General features: G+C 27.3%; 22 protein-coding genes, 1 pseudogene and 1 riboswitch. Of the genes and pseudogenes, 1 reads left to right on the plus strand and 22 read right to left on the minus strand.

Translation table 4 applies throughout. From position 1 onward, the window contains the following. Positions 1-82: 82 nt before the first annotated feature. The 22 genes and pseudogenes from TS70_RS08825 to TS70_RS02510 all read right to left on the minus strand — a co-directional run bounded on the left by TS70_RS08825 (position 83) and on the right by TS70_RS02510 (position 24,555). The gene (locus TS70_RS08825) at positions 83-967 is read right to left on the minus strand and encodes a rolling circle replication-associated protein (RefSeq protein WP_443028832.1); all 885 of its coding nucleotides are present in this window, start codon (positions 965-967) and stop codon (positions 83-85) included. An 809-nt stretch (positions 968-1,776) separates the two neighbouring features. After that, a complete protein-coding gene (locus tag TS70_RS02415) occupies positions 1,777-4,626 on the minus strand; it encodes a hypothetical protein (protein ID WP_198049303.1) in 2,850 nt (949 codons plus the stop codon). A gap of 21 nt (positions 4,627-4,647) precedes the next feature. Then, positions 4,648-5,661 (minus strand): hypothetical protein, encoded by a 1,014-nt coding sequence (locus TS70_RS02420; RefSeq protein WP_198049304.1) that lies wholly within the window; start codon positions 5,659-5,661, stop codon positions 4,648-4,650. Between the two features lie 117 nt (positions 5,662-5,778). Further along, on the minus strand, positions 5,779-6,129 hold the full coding sequence (locus tag TS70_RS02425; protein WP_040092561.1) for a hypothetical protein: 351 nt from the start codon (positions 6,127-6,129) through the stop codon (positions 5,779-5,781). Positions 6,130-6,139: 10 nt separating this feature from the next. After that, a complete protein-coding gene (locus TS70_RS02430) occupies positions 6,140-6,679 on the minus strand; it encodes an L-threonylcarbamoyladenylate synthase (RefSeq protein WP_127092394.1) in 540 nt (179 codons plus the stop codon). A 25-nt stretch (positions 6,680-6,704) separates the two neighbouring features. Continuing rightward, entirely contained in the window at positions 6,705-8,135 is a 1,431-nt protein-coding gene (locus TS70_RS02435) for a polypeptide chain release factor methylase (protein ID WP_198049305.1), read from the minus strand. A 34-nt stretch (positions 8,136-8,169) separates the two neighbouring features. Further along, positions 8,170-9,024: a peptide chain release factor N(5)-glutamine methyltransferase gene (prmC, locus tag TS70_RS02440; RefSeq protein ID WP_198049306.1), complete on the minus strand. Its 855-nt coding sequence runs from the start codon at positions 9,022-9,024 to the stop codon at positions 8,170-8,172. Beyond that, on the minus strand, positions 9,024-10,100 hold the full coding sequence (prfA, locus tag TS70_RS02445) for a peptide chain release factor 1 (RefSeq protein WP_040092554.1): 1,077 nt from the start codon (positions 10,098-10,100) through the stop codon (positions 9,024-9,026). The genes prmC and prfA overlap by 1 nt, the downstream gene beginning before the upstream one ends. A 172-nt stretch (positions 10,101-10,272) precedes the next feature. Next, complete coding sequence (locus TS70_RS02450; protein ID WP_232332353.1) at positions 10,273-10,521, minus strand: hypothetical protein; 249 nt, start codon at positions 10,519-10,521, stop codon at positions 10,273-10,275. 16 nt (positions 10,522-10,537) lie between these two features. Further along, entirely contained in the window at positions 10,538-11,122 is a 585-nt protein-coding gene (locus tag TS70_RS02455) for a thymidine kinase (RefSeq protein ID WP_198049307.1), read from the minus strand. Next, positions 11,122-12,087: a DHH family phosphoesterase gene (locus TS70_RS08400; protein ID WP_198049308.1), complete on the minus strand. Its 966-nt coding sequence runs from the start codon at positions 12,085-12,087 to the stop codon at positions 11,122-11,124. The genes TS70_RS02455 and TS70_RS08400 overlap by 1 nt, the downstream gene beginning before the upstream one ends. Before the next feature lie 16 nt (positions 12,088-12,103). Continuing rightward, a complete protein-coding gene (locus tag TS70_RS02465; RefSeq protein WP_198049309.1) occupies positions 12,104-14,029 on the minus strand; it encodes a hypothetical protein in 1,926 nt (641 codons plus the stop codon). 107 nt (positions 14,030-14,136) lie between these two features. After that, positions 14,137-14,985 carry a hypothetical protein gene (locus TS70_RS02470; RefSeq protein WP_198049310.1) on the minus strand — a complete coding sequence of 283 codons (849 nt, stop codon included), beginning with the start codon at positions 14,983-14,985 and terminating at the stop codon, positions 14,137-14,139. Positions 14,986-15,072: 87 nt separating this feature from the next. Further along, complete coding sequence (locus tag TS70_RS02475; protein WP_040092544.1) at positions 15,073-15,318, minus strand: hypothetical protein; 246 nt, start codon at positions 15,316-15,318, stop codon at positions 15,073-15,075. Positions 15,319-15,619: 301 nt separating this feature from the next. Further along, a riboswitch (cobalamin riboswitch) is annotated at positions 15,620-15,810 on the minus strand. An 81-nt stretch (positions 15,811-15,891) separates the two neighbouring features. Then, the gene (gene rpmE, locus TS70_RS07275; protein WP_040092542.1) at positions 15,892-16,185 is read right to left on the minus strand and encodes a 50S ribosomal protein L31; all 294 of its coding nucleotides are present in this window, start codon (positions 16,183-16,185) and stop codon (positions 15,892-15,894) included. An 84-nt stretch (positions 16,186-16,269) separates the two neighbouring features. Beyond that, on the minus strand, positions 16,270-16,914 hold the full coding sequence (locus tag TS70_RS02485) for a nitroreductase family protein (RefSeq protein WP_040092540.1): 645 nt from the start codon (positions 16,912-16,914) through the stop codon (positions 16,270-16,272). 24 nt (positions 16,915-16,938) lie between these two features. Further along, the gene (locus TS70_RS02490; protein WP_040092538.1) at positions 16,939-18,282 is read right to left on the minus strand and encodes an FAD-dependent oxidoreductase; all 1,344 of its coding nucleotides are present in this window, start codon (positions 18,280-18,282) and stop codon (positions 16,939-16,941) included. 48 nt (positions 18,283-18,330) lie between these two features. After that, positions 18,331-19,908 carry a cation:dicarboxylate symporter family transporter gene (locus TS70_RS02495; RefSeq protein ID WP_232332354.1) on the minus strand — a complete coding sequence of 526 codons (1,578 nt, stop codon included), beginning with the start codon at positions 19,906-19,908 and terminating at the stop codon, positions 18,331-18,333. Between the two features lie 107 nt (positions 19,909-20,015). Next, positions 20,016-21,869, minus strand: a complete 1,854-nt coding sequence (locus TS70_RS02500) for an ABC transporter (RefSeq protein WP_198049311.1) — start codon at positions 21,867-21,869, stop codon at positions 20,016-20,018. Positions 21,870-21,890: 21 nt separating this feature from the next. Beyond that, the gene (locus tag TS70_RS07280) at positions 21,891-22,652 is read right to left on the minus strand and encodes a hypothetical protein (RefSeq protein ID WP_232332355.1); all 762 of its coding nucleotides are present in this window, start codon (positions 22,650-22,652) and stop codon (positions 21,891-21,893) included. A 24-nt stretch (positions 22,653-22,676) separates the two neighbouring features. After that, a complete protein-coding gene (locus TS70_RS07285; RefSeq protein WP_232332356.1) occupies positions 22,677-23,540 on the minus strand; it encodes a hypothetical protein in 864 nt (287 codons plus the stop codon). A 180-nt stretch (positions 23,541-23,720) separates the two neighbouring features. Continuing rightward, positions 23,721-24,555, minus strand: a pseudogene (locus TS70_RS02510) (IS5 family transposase). 101 nt (positions 24,556-24,656) lie between these two features. On the opposite strand from TS70_RS02510, the gene TS70_RS02515 reads away from it, so the two are divergent. Beyond that, positions 24,657-24,824, plus strand: coding sequence for a DDE-type integrase/transposase/recombinase (locus tag TS70_RS02515; RefSeq protein WP_133165033.1), 168 nt, complete (start codon positions 24,657-24,659; stop codon positions 24,822-24,824). Positions 24,825-25,015 lie beyond the last annotated feature (191 nt).

Below are 25,015 nucleotides of genomic sequence, written 5' to 3' on the forward strand. Positions count from 1 at the left end.
TTTTGTTTTAATTAATTTGTGGTGATTGTTGAGCAAGGCAATTGCCACTTTTTTAATGAGTTTTTTACTCTTTTTTTTATTTTTAACACCTTAAATTTTTATTTTTATTAACAGCAAAATTAGTATTTTTAACTAAATTTCTAAATATTTTCCTATCAGCAGAAACATATTTTTTAAATTCTCTAAACTTATCTAAACCATAATAACTATCACAACTAAAACCAATTTTATAACCATTTTTATCACCAAAAGCAAAATAATTTAAGTTATCTTTAACTGAATAAATTAAATCTTGTTCTGATAATTCAACAACTCCAACTTTTATTTTTGGATTTTTACAATTACGACTAAATTGATATGCTTTAATATTTAAATCATAGTGATTTTGACTTTTATTATCATTTGCTGTTTTAACAATATATTTACCAATATACTTAACAACATCTTCATTTGTTCCTTTACGAACTTTAATATTTTTGTTAATTCCATAAGGTCAATATTTTAAAACTACTCAATTAGGTACTTTTTGATTAAATATAATATGAAAATGAACTGCTCCGCGATTTTGATATTCATAAGTATAGGTATATTTAAATTCTGCCTTATCATTTGGACGTTTATATCTTTTATCTCATCATTGTTTTTGTATATTAATAAAAAACTTTTTTAAATCATATTTACATTTTTTAATATCAGTTTCATTAACTGCATAAGTAAGAGTTAAAAAACCAAGATTTTTACAATTTCAAAAATTTTCGTATGCTTTACGAATAAAATTTCCTTGGGTACGAATACGACTATTTCATAATTTTTTATCATTTTTACCAGTATTTTTAATATCATATTTATTACGAAGATTATTATTAATTAATTCTAGTGGTAAAATAATATTTTTAACATAATTACCATAAAATACCTTTTTTAAATAATATTCTTTTTTAACATAATTTATAAATCATTCATAAATACATTATGACCTTTATTTATTAAATTATCTTGAATAAAAACATTATTCATTTTTATAAACTCCTTTCAAATAAAAAAACACTAAATTACATTTAAAAGTTCCGAGCAAGGAAACTATAAATAGTTTGAAACTTTCAATATAATTAAGTGTTTATATTTGAAAGTTATTTTTATTATAAATTATCTTGTTGAAAAGTCAAATTTTAATTATTTTTTTAAAATGCTAATTAGTTAACTTTCTGTTGAGTTAGTTAATTTAATAAATTATGCATCATATAACTATGATGTACCTATATAATACCATAAGTTAATATTTGCTTTTAAAAACAAGACATTTATTTAAATAATTAAAAAGCAAAAAATGCTACTTTTTATTTAAAAAATAGCATAATTTACCGTTTTTATATATTTATAAGAAAAAAGCAAAAAATATTGCATTATTCTTAGAATTTATATATAATTAATCTGTGGTTAAAAAAATGACTTTACCAGTCAAATAAACTACTCTTCTCAGTCAGGTTTCCAAAGTGACTGATTTTTTTATTAGGTTAATTTAGTTAATATTCATATTAATACAAACATTAACAACATGATTTTGTAATTCAACTGGTAAAGTCACTAATGAAGGGAAGGTCATACATAACACCTCCATTAATGTAGATATCCTGATTATCTACTACAGTAAGTATAACAGAAAAAAATAAAATTGTCAAATTTGCTATTTTTTATGGTATAATACTTTTTCAAAAAATTATAATGGCTTGAATTACTTTAATAAAAAAATACCTTAGATTTACCTAAGGTATTTTTTTATTTACTATTTTTTTTACAGAATGGACAATTACTTTCATAAGGAATGTCTTGCTTTGTATATTTTGAAATATTATGTAAATTAAGATGGTTATAATCAACCTGCGGATTATTGTTTATCATCATTTCGTCTTGTCCTGAAGAAGGATTTTTTGCCCGATAATAACTTCCCGAACCATATGGAACATCACTAGCACTAGTTGCACCATATGTATTTGAATATCCTTTTTTATTGTATAAATTATAACGTGTTGAAGCTAAGTTAAGATCATCAATTTGTGAATAAAACTGATCAATCGGTACTACCCCATAATAATTAACATATTTTTTTGTTTCAACATCTGCAATTTTTTTTGCAAAATCAGTTGATTTTGTTTCTAATGTTTCTACTTTTAAAGTTAAACTAGTTAAATGTTCTTGTACTTCACCCAATGTTTTTGTATGAACTGATTGCAAATCAATTGAATTTTTAATTAGATCTTCTAACTTTTCAAATCGGCAATCAAAATTGTTATCACCTTCTGGTTGAAGTGCAATTGACCCCTGCTCTGGTTCTAATTTTTGTTTCACTGGGGTAGTTTCTACCACTGGTGGATCTTTTTGTTCAATTTCATATCCAATTACTTCGTCATCAAGATTTGAAAAATCCCCATTCATAATTTTATTATCTAGTTCATCCAAACTATATGATATTTCATCATCTAAAGCTGGTTTAATTTCTGATTGTGTTGATTTAATTTCCGATGGTACTGATTTAATTGGTTCACTTACAATAACATCGTCTAATAGTTCCCCATCATTATTATCATGATCATCAACTAATTCATCGTTAATATTTTCTAAGTTATTTACTAATGGTCTTTCTGATGGTGAAGCTGTCATTTTGTTTTCTTCAACTGGCGCATTAAAACTTGCTATTTTTTCAGCAGTTGCTAAAACAGATTCTGAAGGTTTATCTAAAATTGAATTATTATCAATTGCTGCCAATTCTTCTGGCATTGTTTCAACATGCTCATTATTTTCAAATGTTATTATTTCAGCATCAGGGCCTTTATCTTCAATTCCGGTTGGAGATCCTTCACTATGAAGATCATCCAATCCTTCTAATTCTGCAAATGTATATCCGTGACTATCATCAATATAATTAATAGTTTCTTGGGTCTGACTATCTGATGATTGAATTTCGGATAATAATTCACCATCTAATTTATCAATATTATAATTTTTTGGAATAAAAGTAAGATCTTCTTGCGGACTATCTTGCACAATTTCTGTTGCAACAGTTGTCCCAAAAATAACCGTACCATCATCAGTACCAATATTCAAATCATTGGTAATTAAATCATCTGTTTTTGTCAAACTATCAAGAATATCATTATCTTCTTTACTACTACTTGTTTCATTTGAAATGTTGTCTAAAATATCATTATTTGAAACAATAGCATTTTCATTCAGAAAATCACTTGTTGCTTGTGAAATATCTCCAAAAATTTCAGCAATATGCATCATTTTCAAATGCTGATCAGCATCTAATTTTAATTTTGTTACTAGACTGTTTGCTTCTTTAGCAATTAAATTATAAATCTTAGCTTTCTTTTTAATTGATTTAGTTGGTGCATTAGTATTTTGAACTTCCTCTTCAATCAAGTTTTTGATATTAAGAGCTTGCTGATACATCTCATTTCATTTATTGTAAAGTTTCTTTTCTTTTTTTGTTAATACTCTTGCATCAGAAGATGAAGAATTTAATATCCCATCATTTAAAAAATCAAAATCAATTTCTTTATCTCTTGTTGGTTCTTTTTGTTCTTCATCATTTAAATTATCATTTTCTTCTAAAACTGCTGTTTTATCAACAAAAAGTTCAACATCAGCATTAACTGCATGATCAGAATTAAGATTAGTTTCTGTAATAGGAACATTAACAGTTTTACCTTCTAATGCACTTGTTTCGGGCTCAACATTTACTGTTGTTGCAACTAATGGTTCTTCCACCTTTACTGGTTCTACTGGTGTATCTTTAATAAGCTCTGTTGGCAATGGTGGTTTTGTTAAATCATTCAGCTTACTTACTTCTGAATTAGAAGGATTTGACACTACATGTGTCATATCACTAATTAAATTTGCTAATTCATTTTCATCAACATCACTCTTACCAGAATTAAATAAATTATTTAATTCATTTGATGTAAACATTGCATTTGATTTTTGGGCCGATGATTTTTTATTATCATCCGCGCTTACATAATCATTGTCTCTGAAATTTTTTCCGGTATTTTCGATCCCTGCGGTAGTCACGCCAACTCCCATAGTTGCGTTTCCATGATACTTTCCCTCTTTATTTACCTCTCTTTCAAGTTTTTTATCTTGATGGTAAATAACAATCATATTTCGTTCTTCAACAAAATTTTGTAAAGCTTCTACATCAAATAATGACGATTCAATAAATAATAAAGCAACAAAAATGAATGCAGCAAAGATTAAAACAGCTACTTTTCCATATACTAATGAAGCAATAATTAATGTGACAAAAATCATTTTGATATATGGTCTTGCAATTCGTTGTCCTTTCTTAACACGGTTAATTTGAAATGATACTAACGTAATTGCTGCTAAAGCAACAAAGATTGATAATGCGTTAATGGTATATGCCCATGCATCACCAGTTAAACCATTTAAAATTTCTTCTTGTTTAAAAATTGATGTTTGAAAAATATCATTTATTGAATTAAAAATTGTTGGAAGCGCAACTTGTTGAATCACCAAGAGATTTAATATTGCCGCAAAAATTTGAACTATTGCACCAATTATGATTAGGACTCATCCTAAGGTTACTAAAAATGTAAACATATCAACTTATCCTCCTCTAATTTACTTTCCGCCACGCATAGCTCAATAATCAAACCCAATTGTTTCATCATCTTCTTCCTCTTCAACTGGGGCAAAATTTTGCATTGGTTGGAGTGCTTCTTCTTCTACTTTTGGTGCTGCTTGTTCAACAGAATTATCGTCTTGGTCATCTCTAATAATGTAGCATTTATCAAAAACACTAATTTCATGTTTTATTAATTGTTCTGTTAAATTATTACCATAAACTTGGGTAACATAAGTCTCAATTAAAACCGGATTTAATGCAACAATAAATTTAAATTGAATAATTCCTTTAAAAATTGCATGTACTAAACTAAAAACTGTTTTAAACTTTGCATATCCAACTAAATCAATGTTGTTGAAAATTATTACAATATTATCTTTAATCTCATATGCCCGTAAAATGTCTTCGAATTCTTTCTTAATATATTCTAGCGGATCATCAAATTCTAATTCATTAATAATTACCACTGAATTTGAATCGTTAGTTTGTTCTGATAATTCATTGTTTCGTAACGTTCTTGCAAACAATTTAACACGATCTCATAAAACTTTTTTATCTTCTAAACTAATTTTTGGTAACCCTTTAATAATTCTCTTAAGTAGGAATAAGAACGGTGAAGCATATAACTCAATACGTAACAGATCAATATTAACAAGTGGCATTGAAAAAAATGAACTAACAATTTCCGACATTGAATCCTGGTGTTGATTATCAACGATTGTTAAGAAAGACTGCATCTCATTATTTTTTTCTTTAAATGTTTTTATTAAATCACGAACAATTTCATAATTTGATAATACCATACCATCAATCTTACCTAATTCTTCTTTGTTTATATTTTTTTTAATTTCATGCCCACTATTTTTAAATAAACCTACTGCCATCCCTGCATCCTCATTAACAACTTGTGTTGAATTCATTTTTTGTTCATTGCTCTTTGAATTATTTGGCTTTGTCTCTTCTGTATTTAATTTTAAATTTTTCATTCGTTCGAATGGATTGATGTACATGTTTAGCCCTCCTGCATCATTTCTCCATATTTAAATTATATCATATTTACTAAAAAAATTATAAAAAAAATTGCAATTTAAATTGCAATTTGGTATGATATTATTCTTTTTATAAAATTAATCTTCTTCCTCTTCTTTTAAATCCGCTAGTTCTTTTTCTAAACGTTTAATTTTCTCTGCTTTCGATTCTTTATTTTTATTCTTATCCTTTTTGCGATAATCATCAAATAATTTTCTTGTCCCATCTTTAATGTTTTCTCGATTCATAAATAAAAAATGGCCCATGAAATAACCAGTTACTCAAATTCCTAACAATAAAACACTCATTAAAAAGACAACGGTATATGCTTTTTGATCAATAACAAACATCACTGTAAAAGCAATCGTTAAAATAATTAAAATAATTAAAATAACAAGATTAACAATTTTATATCATGATCATTTTTTGGTTTTATTTTTTTCTACCATTGTTTACCTCTTATCTAATAAATTCTTTTGTTAAAGAATTATAAATTTTTGAAGGACGATTATCTAAATATCCATCATTAACAATAATATCAACATCAAATTTTTTTAGCTCATTAAATTCTTTTGCATAATTTTGGCCGCTAATATTAACACTTGTCCCATAAATTGGTCCCACTTTTTTAATAATTTTTTGCAATCATTTTGACTTCGTAATTCGAAGCCCAATTGTATTATCACTAGTGATATTATACCGACTATTAATATCACTTTTTATGTTACCTATTATAGTAATAGTTTCATTTTTTTTAAAAAGTTTTAGATCTTCATGTGTTAAATCAATAAATTTTTTTGCCATTTGAATCGAACTAACAATTACTGATAAATACATTCTTTCTGAACGGCCTTTAACTTTAAAAATTCTTGCTTTTGCTGTTTGTGAACTAATAATACATGTCATACCATAAATTGTGTCGGTCGGAATAATAATAACATTCTCCGCCAAATAACCCGCAATAATTTCTTTGCGTTCTTTTACTGTATATACTTTCATTTTTTACCTAACCCCCTTCCTTATCTTATAAATTTTTAGAATTTACTCTTACTCTTACTTGTTCTTCATGATTATTATTACTTTTAATTTTTGAAATATGAGAAATGGCAATGATTGATAACACACCAATAAAAGAAGATAATAAAATTCCACTTGCAATAAGTTCGCTTCCTTGTAATCAAAAATAATTTAGTTTTGTTGTTCCAAAAAGTGGTTTCATAACTGTTTCTTTAAAATGATCATTTTGGCTATTTCAATAGTTAACCGCTTGTGTGATTTGATACTGTGAAATTAAAAACATTACTAGCGATGTTCCCGTTACAATTAAAAAACTAAAATAAAAACTAATAAATCCTTTTTGGGTTAAATTTGGTTTTTTAATCATTACGAAACTAAATGCAAATAGCATTGAAATAATTAAAGAGGAAAAAATAATTGGTGCAATACTAATAAAGAACGGTGATCCTGGCATTTTACTTGTCATATTGAAATAATCAAGATTTGGTTGATCTAAAATACTACTTGTTCCAGGAATAATAACATTAATTGTTAACTCTGAATATAAATAAGAATACAAAATAAATCGATTTGCATCGGTAAAACTACTTCCTATAGTAATTGTATAAATTAGTTGCGGAATAAAAGCAATACTCGAAAAGAAAATGACTCATAATGAAATGTTAAATTCATTTGGAATTAAAAATAAACTAATAATTTTCTTAGCAACACTCTGATTAAAAGTGTCTTTTAAAACAACTAATTCCTCCTTTTTATTTAAGTTGACATTAGTATTTAATAACCATTCTAATTTAAAACCAACTTTTAGCATAATAAAAATAATAAAAATCATCTGTAAACCTGTAATTCATCAAATCACATTAATTCCAATTCATGCCAACGGATAAGGATTTTGAGTTCCTGATCCTGTTGCTAAATTAATTAATACTTCAATAATTGCATCACGATTAGGAGCTCCTGGTTTAATCATATTATTAATATTTTCAATATAGTCAGGACCAGTATACCCTCCTTTTAAAGATCGACATCATTCGGTAAATAAATCATAATAATACTCTGCAAATGAAAATAGTAAACACGTAATAAAAATAAAAGAAGTAATAGTAATTGTTCCAATTAACAACATACGATTATTAAAATTAATTGTTCGTTTTTGATAGTAAATATAAAAAACAGTACTAATAATTGCACCAGCTAACGTTCCTAAAGCAATATATGGCAAACCAAAAATTAAAAAGCGATTTGGCAAATTAGAAGTTGTAAAAGTTTCTAACACTTCTTTCGGTGTTGTTTCAGTAAATGCAAAGAAATTCTTTAAAATATCATCATTGTGCGAAACAACAATAAAAACAAAATATGGCATCATAATAAATAAAACTACTAAAAATGCAATACTAATAATGCGAATTCTTTTGATTTTTTTAATCTTATCATCCATACTTTCACCTCACACCTGAGCTCTTATTATTTTACTACAAAATATTAACAAATAACATTCGTCATTTTTTATTTATATCTTTTCTAAAATAATATTTTTGGTTTGGGAAATATTCTTTAACTAATTTTTCTAATGCTTTTTTTTGATCATAGCCATGTTCAAAACATAAAAAACCATTTTTATTAACAATTTTTTGTCAATTCTTAAAAATATGACGATAAAAAAATAATCCATCATCACCAAATAGAGCGACATGCGGTTCATAATCTTTAACACGATGACTAATCTGTTGGTTGCTTGGAATATAGGGCGGGTTACATACTAAAATATCGGCTTTAATCTTATTTTTAATAAACGGTTCTAACATATCACCCTTTAATAATTGAACATTTTGACAATTTAATTGTTTAATATTTCTTTTTGCAACATTCAAGGCTAATGGTGAAATATCACTAGCATAAATTGTTAAATTTGGATTTTCTAACCCCAAGCTAATTGCAATTGCTCCACTACCGGTTCCAACATCAATTAACGTTAATGGTTTTTTACCTTCAACAAAATTATCATCAATTAAAACATTAATATTATCCACCAACTCTTCTGTTTCATAACGTGGAATAAGAACGTTGTCATCAACATAAAAATCATAACCATAAAAACTCTGTAAATTAGTAATATGTTGAATTGGTTTTCCATTTTGATATTCAACTAACTTTTGCCAATAATCATCAACCTTAAAATTAATTTTTTCATTTTGAACGGCATATAATTTAGCTAATGATATTTTCATAAAAAATGCTATCAAAGTTTTAACATCAGCAAGATAATTATCAATTTTAGACGCTTTAAGATACTCTTCTGACTTTTCAATTAATTCGTTAACTGTCATTAGTTTCCTTCCATTTTCAATCTTTGTTCTTCATTAATTAAAGCTGTAATAATTTCATCAAGATTACCTTCCATAATTTGATCTAACTTTTGTAAAGTTAAATTAATACGATGATCAGTAACTCGATTTTGTGGATAATTATATGTTCGAATCTTCTCACTACGATCACCAGTTCTGACTGCATCTTTTCGCAACGTTCCTCGTTCTTCATTAATTTTACGTTGTTGTTCTTCATACAATTTACTACGTAAATGTTGCATTGCTAATGCTTTATTATCATGTTGACTACGACCATCTTGTGATGTAACTACAACACCAGTTGGTAAATGGGTAATTCGTACCGCTGAATCGGTGGTATTAACATGCTGTCCTCCAGCCCCCGAAGCACGATATGTATCAATTTTTAAATCAACTGTTTTAATTTCAAAATCAACCTCTTCAATTTCTGGTAAAACGGCAACTGTCGCAGTTGAAGTATGAACTCGTCCTTTGCTCTCTGTCTTTGGAATTCGTTGTACCCGATGTGCACCTGATTCAAACTTCATTTTTGAATAAACACGATCACCTTTCACCATAAATGAAATTGTGGAAAACCCACCTGCTTCTGATTCATTTTCTTCAATCACTTCAATTTTTCACTTTTGTTGCTCAGCATATCTTAAATACATTCGATATAAATCACCAGCAAAAATATTTCCCTCATCACCACCAGCAGCACCGCGGATTTCAAAAATAACATTTTTTTCATCATTAGAGTCTTTTGGTAATAACATCACTTTTAACTCCGCTGTAATTTGTTCTTTTCGAATTTCTGAAGTCTTAATTTCTTCTTTAGCTAACTCAATTAATTCTTCATCTTTTTCATTTTCTAAAATTGCTTTTGCCTCATTAATATTATTTAAAACATTTTTATAAGTTAAATATAATGCAACAGTATCTTCTAATTGTGCTTGTTCTTTTGCCAAACTAGTTAATTTTTTTACATCATTAACTATTTCTGGTTTTGTTAGTTCTTCATTAATTAAATTTGACCGCTTCAACATTGCTTCTAATCGTTCAACTGTTTTTTGATTCATTCTATCCACCTCTATTTATTCAGATACCTAACAATTATTATAATATATTTTAAATTATAATGCCTAATTTAATCTATTATAATAAAAATAAATCATAATAATTAATGATTTATTTACTGATTGGCAATAATTTCTTGAAATTTTGGTAATTTTCTTAATTGATCAAGGAGGGTTAAACGATACTCACAACTCTCAAAGGTTTTTTAACGGGATGTTTAGTAATAATCTTTTGACTAATTTTAAAAACATTGCCATTAACAACAACATTATCATTTTCCTTCGCCATTAAATTTTCCATAATTGTAATTTTAGAATTAATTGGTAAATTTTCAACAAAGTGTGCTTTAAGTTTGATAACTGTTCTTGGTTTACTATTTATAATAAAATATGCTTCTGCATTTAATCCTGCTTTTGTTAACATTTTTTTCCTTTCCAACTTAATATGTTACTTCATGGCAATGTCGACAACGAGCTTCATATTTATCCTTTTCGCCAATTAAAACAATGGGATCATAATAATTAGCTGGCTTACCATTAATCAACCGTTGCGTACGATTTGCTAAATTTCCACATTTAACACAAATTGCATGCAATTTTTTGACTTCTTCTGCGCGTGTCATTAATTGCTCAACATTAAGAAATGATTCGCCACGAAAATCTTTATCTAAACCATTTACAATAACAATGATTCCTTTATCTGCTAACGAATCAGCAGCTTTAACAATATTGTTATCAAAAAACTGAACTTCATCAATTCCAACCACATTTGTTGTTAGCTCAATTCGACTTAATAATTCTGCTGAATCTTTTACTGGCATTGCTTCAACTGAATTTTGACTATGACTAACAACTTTATTCTCACTATATCGGTTGTCAATTTCTGGCTTAAAAACTTGAATTTTAAATTTAGCATAACTTAACCGTACTAAACGACGAATAAACTCTTCTGTTTTTCCAGCAAACATACAACCCGTGATTACCTCAATTCATCCCATTTGTGCTTTACTATTTAAAAAATACATTATTCACCTTTCACATATTTAACATTATTTTTAATTAAAAGACTTAAGTCAGCTAAAATTTTCTCAGTATCTTCTCACTGATAAATTCTAGCACCACTAGCTAATTCGTGGCCTCCACCATTATATTTTTGAGCAACACCATTAATAATATAAGTATTACTACGAATACTTATATTAATATAACCTTCTGCTTTGTTTTCAATTAATAACATTCAAATTTTAAATTCTTTAATATTGCTCATAATATTAACTCATGGTTTAACAGTTTCATAATCCATTTGATGTTCTTTTAACATTTTGTCTGTTATTTTAACATAACTAATTTGATCATCATAAACCATTACTTGTGATAACAAATAATTTTTAAAACACGCATTTGTTCATGATTCTTCATATAAATTGTGATAAATGTTTTGCAAATCAAAACCTTTTGCAAGTAATTGCCCTGCTAACGTCAAAGTCTCAAGAGAAGTTTTGTTATACATAAAACGATTAGAATCAGTGATAATCCCCGTAAAGATTAATCTTGCCGCTGCTGCTGAAACTTTTAATTTTGATGTTAAAACTAAATCAGCAATCATTTCACTAGCTGCAATTTTATTTGCATCAACTCATTGTAAATCTCCATATGGTGTTACATTGGGGTGATGGTCAATTTTAATAATTTCTTTTGCTTCTTGTCAATATTTACTATCAATTCGTTCAACATTACCTGTATCTGTCACAATTACTAAAGCTCCACGATAATCTTCTTGTTTAACAAGATCAGGTGTTGCTAAAAAAGCCAAATACTTACTTGGTTCACCATCAACCAAAACTTTTTTAATAGGAAAATTATCCTTAATAAATTGTGCTAGTCCAAACGCTGAACCATAAGCATCACCATCTGGTGAAATATGACGCAAACAAATAATAGTATTATAATCTTTAATTTTTTGTAAAATTGTTTTTTTTAAATTTTTCATTTTAAAATTCCTCACTTTAAATGTCAATAACTAAGTTATTACTACTTTTATTATAAATTAATAACGCATGTTTATCAAAATATATTGTAGTCATTCTCTTTAAATTTAATTCTTTTTCAGGAACTAAGACTTTTAAAATCATTTTATTATCAGTTTCAAAAAAACAAACAATTGATTTCCCAATTTTTTTAATTGTTTTAACTTGGCCTTTACACATTAAATGTAAATCCTTATTAAAAAATTTTGTTTTTTCAAAGGAAATTAAATTTGGGTTAATCGCTAATCAACATTCTTTTTGGTCAACTAACTTAATTTCTTTTGGTAGCTTAATTTTAACTTTTTCATTCATGAGGATATGATCTTTTTCAAAATACTGCATTGAAAAAATATTTTCAGAACTATTGTACATTGTTTGATATAAATGCATTGTTTCGGGGAAAAACTCAACCTGTTCTTTTGTCATTAATTTACAATTATTATTTTCATCAAAGAACAATAACTTAGTAACATAGTTTTTAATATTTTCAATGTTTCTTGTCAAAACTAAAAACGTCATTTGCGGATTATAGTTTTTTAACGTTAATAAAATATCATTTAATTCAATTGCTTCATTATGTGTTAAATTATCAAAAGTATTATGCAAAATAATCAATTCTTTATTTGTTAAAATCGCATTAATTAATCTAATCTTTGTATGATCAAAACTACTTAGATTTTTGGTAATTTTAAATCAGTTCATTTTAATATTTAAATTACTCATTAGTTCTTTTACTTGTTCAAATGCTTGATTATAAACTGTAACAATTTTTTCATTTGCCGCAGCAATCACAAGGGAATTATCTTCTTCACGTTGGATTAATTTATCATTTAATAACGCTAAATGGTACTTATGAAAATATTCAAGAACTTTTCCTTTAACAATTGTTGCTTCATCTGGCAACAAATTTGAAATTAGTTGTTCTTGTTTTTGATTATAATTAAACCACTGATCTTCTGCTAGTTTCAATCAAGTAACAACATTAATTGAATTACTTTTATGTAAAATCCCTTTAATAATATTTTTTCGTTCACTATCACGCATAACAGTATTAAGAACGTTCAGACGATATTTTTTTAAAGCTTTTCTTGCTTTAATTAGCTTATATCGTTCATAAAGAATTTCAGTTTGTAAAGTTTTTAAATACTTTTCACAAACAAGTTTAGCCCCAATAAATCCAAATTTTTTATTTTTAATCTTTCTTTTTTTGGCAATTTCATAACAATCACATAAATAATCCAATTCAGAAATATAATAAATCTTATCTCATAAGGCTTGTAAAAACGCAAGAAAACCTTCGTAAACACGAATCTCTTCTTTTTTATAAGTGTAGGTATGTAAACTTTGAATTAGAATTGAATCCTTATCATCTTCTAAAATTTTGGCAATTTCCTTTTTATGAAATTCACTAATTTGTGTTAAATATGTTTCAATTCATTCTTCCTTAATCCTAATTGAATTATGAAAATATTCATTAATGATTTTATCTGTTTTCAATATTAAATCTTTTTTATTTAAGTCATTACCTATAAAAACTAAATTTTTATAACGATATTTATTTTTAATGTATTTTAAAGAACTATCATGCAAAAATTTTGGTGTTTTTAGAATATGATAAGCTAATCGTAATTTCGTTGGCAAAAAACCTAACCGTAATGTCCCTGGTGAAACATAACCAATTTTTCGTTCCTTTGGCAGTAAAGCAGTAATGTTTTGATTATTTAAATAAATTTTCCCACTACGTGGTTTTTTCTTTCCTAATAGAAGTTTTAAAAAATATAACTGTGAAAATTTATTTTCAAAATAAGTTCCTAGAACTTCTTGACTGTTAACATCAAAGTTTAAATCAGTAAAAATATTTTTTTTATAGAGTTTATATTTTAAATTACTAATTTTTAGTCCCATTCAAACACCACTCTTCTAATCATTTTTATTATACCCAAATAAAAATAATAAAAAACACTTATTCTTAAGTTAATAATTTTATTAACCCCCATAGTGTTTTATATAAATTACATGATTTTATATCTAATTGGCATCCCCAAATTTAATCGTGGATGATAATCTAACCTCTCAATATTTAACGTAAAATTAAATGTTGTACTAATTTTTACTAAACTATTTGCAGGTTCATCTAAACTCTTAATTTGATTACCCTTTGGTGGAATAATTTTTTTAAGATTAAGTTTTTTGTTAAGACCCGGATTTTCACTAATAAAACTAGCAATAAAAGTAGCTGCTTTTTCTTGTAAATAATTTATATTTGCAACATTATTTACATCATTAAAATCTAACTTACTCTTATTAATTTCAATATCATTTTGCGCAATATATGCATTATATTTTTTTAAAACAAATCGATTTAATTCATCAGTTTCATTTGGAATAATTGGAATTTTAAAAGTTATTTTTTGTTCAACATTCATATCAGTAAAACGCATTTTTCAAGCACCACTCTCTAACCATTTTTCCGCTACTTTTAAGCATTTCACAGCCAAGGTAACATTAACCATTTGATTTTCGTCAAGTGTCAATTCTTGACCACTAAGAATTGTAAAAGTTGCCGCAAATGGATATGCTAAATAAAATCGAAAATCAGGAATATTTGATACATCCTTTGCAAACCCTAATGGAGCAATTTTGCGTTGTGGCAAATTTAAAAAAAGTGTACTCAATTGATCACTTGTGGGTTTAAACAAGTATTTTTGGTTTCCCTCTTGTTTGCTAATACCAAAGGATGGATAAATATCACCTTGCATAATTGTAAAATTATTTGGTAAGGTTGGCAAATCTTCTTCACTCTTATTATTTTGACTTAAATTTTGACAACTAATTAAACTTGTTGTTGATGTTACGGTCAACGATAAAACTAGCAAATTAGCTAATATTTTTTCATAATTATAGAAACTCCTTTCTCAAAAAAAGGATAAATAGGATTATTACTTAACTTAAATCTTAGTTAAGACAAAATCAAATAATTGGTCTTGTTCTCAAATGTCACGAAAAACTAAACCATCAATTCCAACTGAACAATAATTTGCTGGACTAGTACTAAACTTGTAGAATGGATGTGTGCTTGAAAAAACTGCTCAATAATTTTTATTAAAATCTGTTATTATATCATCAACTCTGATCAATAAACGGCCAAATGATGTTTCGTTAAGCCCAAAAGAATCGGAATCCGATGCTAACATATCACCTAAACTTACTAATGAATTATAAAACGTAATTGTATTGATAACTCTTCCACTTTCATTTTTTACTGTGATTTTAACACTATTAACATGATATCCATCAATACTATTTTGTGATACTTTTTCGCTGTTTGATGAAGTTAATTATTGCAATGCAACATTTGCAATAGTTGTTGTACCAACTGTTAAACTTGTTACTAACGTCAAGATATTTTTAACCATTTTTCTTCTCCTTTTGTTTTTTATATTTATATTTTTATCTTATTTACAAAATAAATTAATCCTATTTACCTAGTAGGACTCTTATTAAATTTATCAGGCCGGTCTACTGGCTTAACTTCATCCTACTAGTTAATCCTTCCCAAATATGTTATTCAGTGGTGCTCATTAACATTCGTCAGTTTTACAGTTGCTAGGACAGCTTAAGACTTGCACTTAATTCCCTTTTATCCTTTATAAACTTTTAAAGTAGTCTATTTTCATTATAACGAAAAAAACAAAATGACCTAGAATTATTATTAAAAAAAACTTTTATCTTAATAAGATAAAAGTTTTCTACCATTATTCTGCTTTTTAATTATCAGATTTTGGTTTTGCTGTTTTTTTATTAAGTTCTTTTTGTACTTTTGATGCTTCTTCTGTTTGTTTTACTAATTCTTCTTTTTTATTAAATTTAGATTTAAAGCGTTCAACACGTCCTGCTGCATTAGCAAATTGCTGATTACCTGTATAGAAGGGATGGCATGAAGAACAAGTATCAACTTTTAATTCTTCCCCCTTAGTAGAACCAGTCATGCGCTCTGTTCCACAAGTTGTGCACATGATTTTAGTATCAAAATATTTTGGATGGATTCCTTCTCTTGCCATATAATTCACCTCTCTTTTAATAATATGGATGCATATTATTTACACGTAAATAATCATAACACATATTATCAATAAAAACAAAAATTATTTAATAATCTTTGCAAATTCATTAAAATCAATGCGTACCCGTGGTAAACTTGTTTTTTCATCTGTTTCATCATAATATCCTAAAGCTAAGACTAATATCGAATATAATTTATCTTGGTTAAAAAAACAATGTTCTGATAATAAATCATTACATTTTTTAACATCAAAACCTCCCATAATTGTTGACCCAATTTTTAAATCAGCAGCTTGCAGGGTAATAAAACTAGTTACAATATGTGCTTGTTCAGACACAAAGGTAAACAAATCTTTTTTTTGCGTTAAAAAAGTTTGATATTTATCAATTGTCTTTTTTAACACATCAGGTTGTGCAATATTTCGTTCTAACCGTGTTGTCAAAAATTCCGTTGAGACTAAATATTCTGGATTAATCCCAGCGATAATCATAATACAATTTGCATTCTGAACTTTTTCCTGATTCGAACCACTCATTACCTCTTCTGCAAATTTAGTTTTTAATTCTTTATTAGTAATAGTCAAAACATTAGTAACTTCTAGCCCTAATGAGCATGGTGCTAAACGCCCCGCTTCAATAATTGTTAATAAATCATTATCGTTAATAGTTTTGCTACTATCATATTTTTTAATTGTTTTTCGTCAATTAATAGCATTTTTTACTGTCATTTAATAATTTTTTCTCCTTTATTTTTAGTCTTCATTAATCTTCGTTAAAACAACATTTAATACATCAACACTTTTTGCAAATGGTGGTGAATATGGTAAATCCAAATATTCAATCTCATTAATTTTAGTTTTTGTCCAAATTAATGGGATTAAAGCATTAATTCTTAAACTAGCTTTATTATAACCAAAGATTTGTGCCCCTACAATAACTTTTGTGTTTTGATCATAAATAACCTTAACGGTAACTGGTTTAGCATCGGCGACATAATGAGTATGATCAGTTCCCGTAATAACCACTTCTTTAGTATTAAAACCATTTGCAATTGCTTGCTCTTTCGTATACCCTGTTCGAGCAATTTCACTATCAAAAACTTGGATAATAGCGGTTCCAATCGCCCCTGGAAAATGATCTTTTTTCCCTGCTAAAATATTACCTAAAACCTTTCCGTTTTTTGCCGCAACAGTTGCTAATGAAATATATTGTAACCTATTATCAATCATATTTTTTGTCATAACACAATCACCAACAGCATAAACATTTTTAATATTAGTTTCAAACTGATCATTAACTAAAATCACCCCAAATTCATTCATTTTTAGCTCTGTTTCTTTTAAAAAATCAGTGCTTGGGATAACTCCAATTCCCACTAAAACTAAATCTGTTGGAATCTCTTCTTCTGATGATAATCTAATTTTTGTTACTTTATTGTTTTTAACAATAAACTCTGCTACTTTCTCATTTGTCTTAATTTTAATTCCTTTATGTTCTAAATCTGCCACTAATAATTGGACAATATCTTCATCAATTAATTTTCGTAAAACCCATTTGTCGGCTTCAATTAATGTAATATTTTTTCCTGTTAAACCAAAACTTTCACAAAATTCTAAACCAATGAAACCGCCACCAATAATGGCAACATTTTTAATTGTTGCTAAACTATCGCGAAGAACTACTGCCGATTCTAAAGTTGTTCCTGTAAAAACATTTGATGCTTCTTCTCCTGCCAAATTTAATTTGCGTGGTGTTGCTCCAACACTAATAATCAACTTATCATAAGTATCATTAAATTTTTCGTTTGTTGCAAGATTAATTCCATAAACTGTTTTTGCCTTAAAATCAACTTTTGTTACTTCACACGAAGTTTTTACAATAATTCCATTATCTTTAAATTGTTCAACAGTTCGTGCAATCATACTTTCTGGTTTATCAAAATGTTTTCCAACATAATAAGGAATTCCACAACTACCTAACGATGGATATTTTAATTTTTGATAAGCAACTATTTCAACATCATCTTTTAAAATACGTTTTAACTTACTAGCTGCTGTCATTCCAGCAGTTGACCCACCAATTACAATTACCTTCATCTTTTCCCCTTCTTTCTGTCTTCTTAGTAATATTATAACCTTTCCAATTTAAAATAAGAATAAAGGTGTTACCTTTATTCTTATTTTGACGCTTTTTCTCTCTTTCGTTTTCGCCGTAGGCGTGATCATTTGAAAAGCATAAGATCTTCGTTTTCTAAACAATTTGTTAACCGGGCAGCAATTGTTGTTGCTTGTAATCCTCCTGCAACATTTACTGCTGTTCGACCCATATCAAATAAGCCATCTAACGCTCCAATAATTGCATAAACAGGAACATATAAAGTCCCTAAACCAAGCCCCCCCCAGCACTCCGGCTGTGACAACACTAGCTGTTCCTGGAACACCAGCAATTCCTAATGACGCAACAACAACAACAACAACAACTATTAAAGCAATAAAGAAATTAGCGGCTGTCAAATCAAATAATCCTGCTGTTACAATAAATGAAACAATAATTCCCGCTTGTACCCCAGCACAAGCAGTTAATCCCATTGTTGTTGTTAATGGTGCTGAAATACCAACTAAATTTTCTTTTACTTTTATATCATCTTTCAAGACTTCCATTGTTAAAGGTAAGGTTGCATTTGAAGATTGGGTTGTAAATCCTTGAATTACTGGCTTAATAGCAAATTTTCATCATTTAAATGGATTAATTCCTGATAATGTTAATAATAACGAATGTCAAATCAAGGCAATTACTAGACATAAGTAACCAACCCCAATTACAATTCCAATTTGTACTAAATATCCAATTGGACGCGAAACAATGGCATAAGTAATCATTGACATTACGGCATAAGGCATTAACTTAATAATAAACATTAAACATGACATAATAACTGTCCATCAACGATCAAATCCAGCACGGATTTTTTGCATATCTTCGGGATGTCTTTTTGATGATTTTTTAACCGCAAGGCCAATTAATCCTGCAATAACCATCACTGGAATAATTGCTCCCAAAAAGAATGGAGCAACAAAATTTGAAGGAACATAATCTCAAATAATTTGTGGTAATGGTTTCGATGCTGCTTTATCATAACTACCACTTCCCGAAATTGTAAAACCATTGCCAATATTAAAAGCAATACCAATAAATAAGGTAATAATAAACATCACTGCAACATTTAACAATAAAATGGCAATTGTAATAATTGTTCCTTTTTTTGATGCTGCATCTTTTCCTGGTTTTGATACGGCTCGTGCAATTGCTAAGAAAACAACAGGAACAGTCATTAATAAAATCGCATTTAAAAAGACCATTCTAAAGAAGTTAACTCAAATTGAAAACTCATGAACTCACAAGACATAAATATCATTTGGAATGTTCTTATTGGGGTCATTTGGATCTGGAATTATTGGATTAATCATTGAACCTGACGGATCAGCTGTGTTATATGGGAAATTATTAATTGCTTGAACAACAATTCCAATAACTAAACCAAAAGCTAGTCCTAATAAAACACGAAAAATAAAACGCATCTTTGTTTTTTTAATTCAAAATCATAATAAAAGCATAATTCCAAAGAAAATAAAAATACTAACAAATGATTGCCAAGTTGAAATTGACAAGAAGTCATGTAAAGGATTACTATTATCTGTACTATTTAATAAGTTTAAATACATTTGTCCTCCTCGCTTTCATAGAATAAATTAGTATTTAAATAATACCATAAAATAGATGGTAATTCATTTTAAAAAGAAGGCAAAAAATATTACTATTATATCTATGATTATTTAGGCTGCTTTTTTAGTTTCTTTTTTGTCTGTTTTGCTAATAATTGCCCTGATACTTCTGCTTTTATTAACGCTTGTTCTTCTACTGTTAAATAATTCAATGCACTAATACTTTTTTCATATGTTTTAATATTTTCAATGTTATTCATTGCTTGATAAATTAATTTTATTCTAATTGTTCCATATTTCATTTTTAAAAAACGATAGTAGGTTCCTGCTAGTCCAATCATAACAAAAACAATAACCCAAATAAATAAAATCCCCATATTTTTGACAATCTCAGTTTGATATTCACCAATACCGATACTTGTTGGTGAAGATAAACCATATATTATTGTTCCAATATTATGTAAGCCATAACGGAATGGTGAGATATATGATAAAACATCAAAAAATTTATTTTGCATAAATGATGGGAATGTTCCTCATCCAGCTGATAAATTAATAATCAGATAAATAACAGCAATAAAACGCCCCAGCATTTCATCGGGAATCGCTAACCAAAGAGAACAAATAATAATATTGAAAACTGATCCTAAAAAGAGCATTCATAATCATAGCAAAGCATACGATGGACCAATTTGCCCAAAACCTAAAATTAATAGTGAAAGCATCATTACTGTGACCTGAATTCAGGATGTACACAACATTAATAGTAACTTACTAAAATAATGTTGATAAGATAATGTGTTTTTGGTTCTACCTTTACGATCATAAACAAATGTTTGTGTTAAAGCCCCAACTCAAACACCAATTAACATAAATAATTCTCCCAATCCAATACCATATTTATTGTATTGATAACCTTGCACGTTATATGAAATATCAATAATGCTGCCAACATCTTTTAAATGTTTACCCAATTCATTACTATTAGTAAAATATTGATCTTTGCTAACAACATTTTCTGATCCAAAAATAAATTGTACCAAGGGTCCTTTTACTAAGCCAAATACCTTTAGTAACGAAGTAATAATCTTTCCTTGTGCTGAAGTTAATTTACCTTGACTAACTAAATTATTTGTTTCATTAATTAAATTGCTTGTATTAATACTTTTAACATAGTCATCATAAGTAGTACGATTTACGGTCCCATCAGGATTAGACAGAATGGTATAAAGCATTGGTAAAATTAATTGCGGTACTGCTTCACGAACAAAACTTTCTCGTAAATTAGCGAAAATTGTTGCAAAATAACCAATTAAAAAATTTTGTTTATACGTTGCTCACAAGTTAACCGGATTATTGCTCATTCAAGTAACATCCGTTAAAAACTGATCATGGTCAAATGATGAATTTGCAATGTTTTTTAAAATGTTAATTAAATGAACAGAATAATTTTCAGGAATTCGTAGTTGAACTCAATATTTATCATTTGGTTCAAAATTAGTATCTTTATTTTTTAGATAATTTAATTTCAAGGTAATAGTACTAACATCGATTTTAACATTATTATGTTCTTTATCATAATAATTTGGTCCAGTAACAATATTATCACTAACACTTGTAAAACGTGCAATTTCATTTGGTTTAACTGCTGCATTACAACTTGTTGCATCGTTTGCATTAACATAATGAATATCAGTCCCATTTGCAATTGATTTGTCAGTATCACTTTTAGGTTTATAAATCACACATAAATTTGCATCATGATTAACAATCGCCATTGGAATCTGGTCTGTTTTAAGGAATGGATTTCAAAAAGCTCAAACACAAAAGAAACCATACAAAAATGGCACAATACAGATTGCGATAAATTTTATAATTCGTTTCTTATTTTTAACGGTTTGCTCTTGTCATTCTTTTTTAAAGATTTCTTTAAAAGTTGGCAAGTTATTTTTGTTATCCATAACTTTCCTCCTTAATCATAATTACACTATGCTATCACGGTCTTCCTCTTCTGTCTCAATTGAATAACCTTTTGCTTTAATTTTTTTAATTTTATATAAATATTTCGGATTTTTTGTAATATCAAATTTTGTTTCCATCCGCTTTATCTTCTGACTTTTTTGTTCTTCAAATATTTGATATTGATTAATTAGAATTTGTCTTTTTACTATTTCAACTTCCTGATTACTTAAACCATTTAAAGTACGATAAACATTTTTATTAATATTAATATTTTCTTCCAGTAATACTTTCTTTAATGCTTTTAAATTAAAAGTTCCATATTGTTCTTTTTGTCGTCATAAATAAGTTAATCCTAAACTAATTATTAATAAAATTGGAATTCAAATTAATAATATTCCCATATTTTGTAAGATTTCAGTTTGGTATTGAACTAATGAACCTTCACCCGTTCCAATCCCGTAAATGATATTTCCCATCCCGTGAATTGCGTATTTGAAAGGTGTTAAAACTGAAATAACATTGAAAAACCTTGCTTGCATAAATGATGGGAATGTTCCTCAACCTGCTGTTAAATTTAAAATTAAATAAATAACAATTAGATATTTTCCAACATCACCATCAGCAGGCGCAAACCAGATTGCATGTTCAATAATAGTAAAAATAAGACTACATAACAATAGCCACACATACAATAGTCCAAAACTAGGTCCCATCTTACTATATCCTAATATTGCTAACGAAATAGCTAAAATTGTTGTTTGAATTGCTGTTGTAATTAACATTAATAATAATTTTGAAAAATAATGTTAGTATCATTTTGCCCGTTTTGTCCGGCAAGTACGATCAAAAATAAATGTTTGCATTAAAACACCAACCCACATTGCGATGGCAATGAAAAATTCTCCTAGTCCAATCCCATATTCACCATACTGATAACCTTGGATGTGGACGGGAATTTGAAAAATTAATGAATTTAAATTTGCTCAATCGCGAATTATCTGCTGTGCTTTTTCGCTATATTCAGGCCAAGTAACATGGCGATCTAAATCAGGAAAAATTTCACAAACAAACTCATCAAGAAATTGTTTTCCTGTTGTTTGTACTAATTCTAAAACCTTTTTTGCAATATCATAATATTGTGGATAATTATCTTGGACATAATTTAAAATTGCTTTTCCAATCGGGGTATTTGGACCAATAATTAATAAAATATTTTCTAAATAATTACTAAAGTCACGACCGGTTAAATAGTGGACATTAGCTGTTTCATCTCATTTTGCAAAAGCTCAAAACATTGAAGTACCTAAAACTTCAGGTAAAGCAGAATGTACCAACGCGGTTTTAATTTGCGTAAAAGTATATAAAACTTGACCTGCTAAAAAATTTTGTTTATACGTTGACCAAAACTGTGGCATGTTACCAATTAAATATTCTAAACTTTTAACAACTTCTGTTGGGCTATGATTGCCAGCTGCTCGCATTAGTTTAAAAATATTCTCTGTAAAATCAGGACCAACTTGTAATTGTGCCCAATATTTGTCGGCTGGCTTAAAACTAGTTTGACGACCATACAAATAGTTTAGCTTAATTGTCATTCCATTTTGTTTTAGTTCTAATGCTTTTGCATTAGCATTATAAAATTCATTATTAATTACTGATAAATTAACCATACTATCAAAACGATATTAGACTTCTTGCATTACTTGTTAAAAAATTGCAAATATTTGTAAAAAAGATACTAATAGAAAAATATAATTTTAATTAATTATGTTTTTTATTTAAAAATTTAATATTTTTCCACAACGAAAAATTAATTTATTATTTAAATTATTTAATTTTAAATAAATATTTTATGTTAAATATAATAATTGTAAATTATAAATTGAGGCAATTAAATTAAATCTTAAACCAAATCTTTTTCTTCGATTACGATATTTTTCTGTAATAATTTTAAATTTTTTAAGAATAGCAAAAATATTTTCAATAATAATTCTCATTTTTGAAACTAGTCTATTATATTGCTTTTGTTCTTTGTTTAAAGGGTTTTTCTTTGTTTTCTTTGTAGGTATTAGAACATTATTGTGATTTTTTTGTATTCCTTGATAACCACTATCAACTATTAATTTGGTATTTTTTAAAATTGGGATTTTTGATTCTTTAAATAAAGCATAATCATGTTTTTTTCCGAGCGAAAAACTTGTTGCAATAATTTTTTGGTTTCTTGTTCGATAATTACTTGTGTTTTGATCGTGTGTTTTTTCTTTTTACCAGAATAAGATTGTTTTTGTCTTTTTTTGGGCGTTGGATTGGAGTTTCGGTAGCATCAATAATAATAGTTTTATCATTAAAATAATCATTTATTAGTGCTTTTTTACCAGCAAGTTGTTGAAAATCAGAGTTTTTAATTAAAATATCTTCAATTCACTTAATATTACGATAACAATTAGCCTCACTAATATCAAAACTTTTACCAAGATGAAAATAAGTCTGATATTCTCGTCAATATAATAAAGTCATCAATAATCTATTTTCTAATGATAATTTATTAGTTTTACCACCTTTTTTAAATTTTTCTATTTCAGCAACTTTTAAAATATCTAACATTTTATTAAAAGTGGATTTTTTTATTCCTGTTAATCTTAACCATTCTCTATCATTAAGAGTATTAAATTTATTATTGTTCATATTTTTATGTCCTCATAAATTATATTTTATAATAATATTTTAATAAAAAAGGGTATCGCAAGAAGTCTACTAAAAAAGCAAGTATTGTATTAATGGTTTTAATGAAAATGATTAAACAAATTGGTATTAGTAAATTTAGTTGTATTTTAACAGATAGAGGAAAAGAATTTTATAAATGAAAAACAATAGAAAAACATTTTAAAATAAGAGTCTATTTTTGTGACCCTGGTAAACCAAAACAAAAAGCATTAGTTGAACGGATAAAATAGGGATTTAAGGCGTTGATTTGACCAAACTGAACCGTTAATTAATATTCGTAGTAAATTAAAATCTGTTTTAGATATATTAAATACTACAATTAGACCGTGTTTGCGATATTTTACATCAAAGCAATATTTTAAAAAAGTTTTTGTAAATTAAACTAATATTTTAATGTATAAGATTAATAAAGTTTANTTTT

This window comes from Spiroplasma sp. hyd1 (genome assembly GCF_016082235.1).
In the GTDB taxonomy this organism is placed as follows: Bacteria; Bacillota_I; Bacilli_A; order Mycoplasmatales; family Mycoplasmataceae; genus Spiroplasma; species Spiroplasma poulsonii.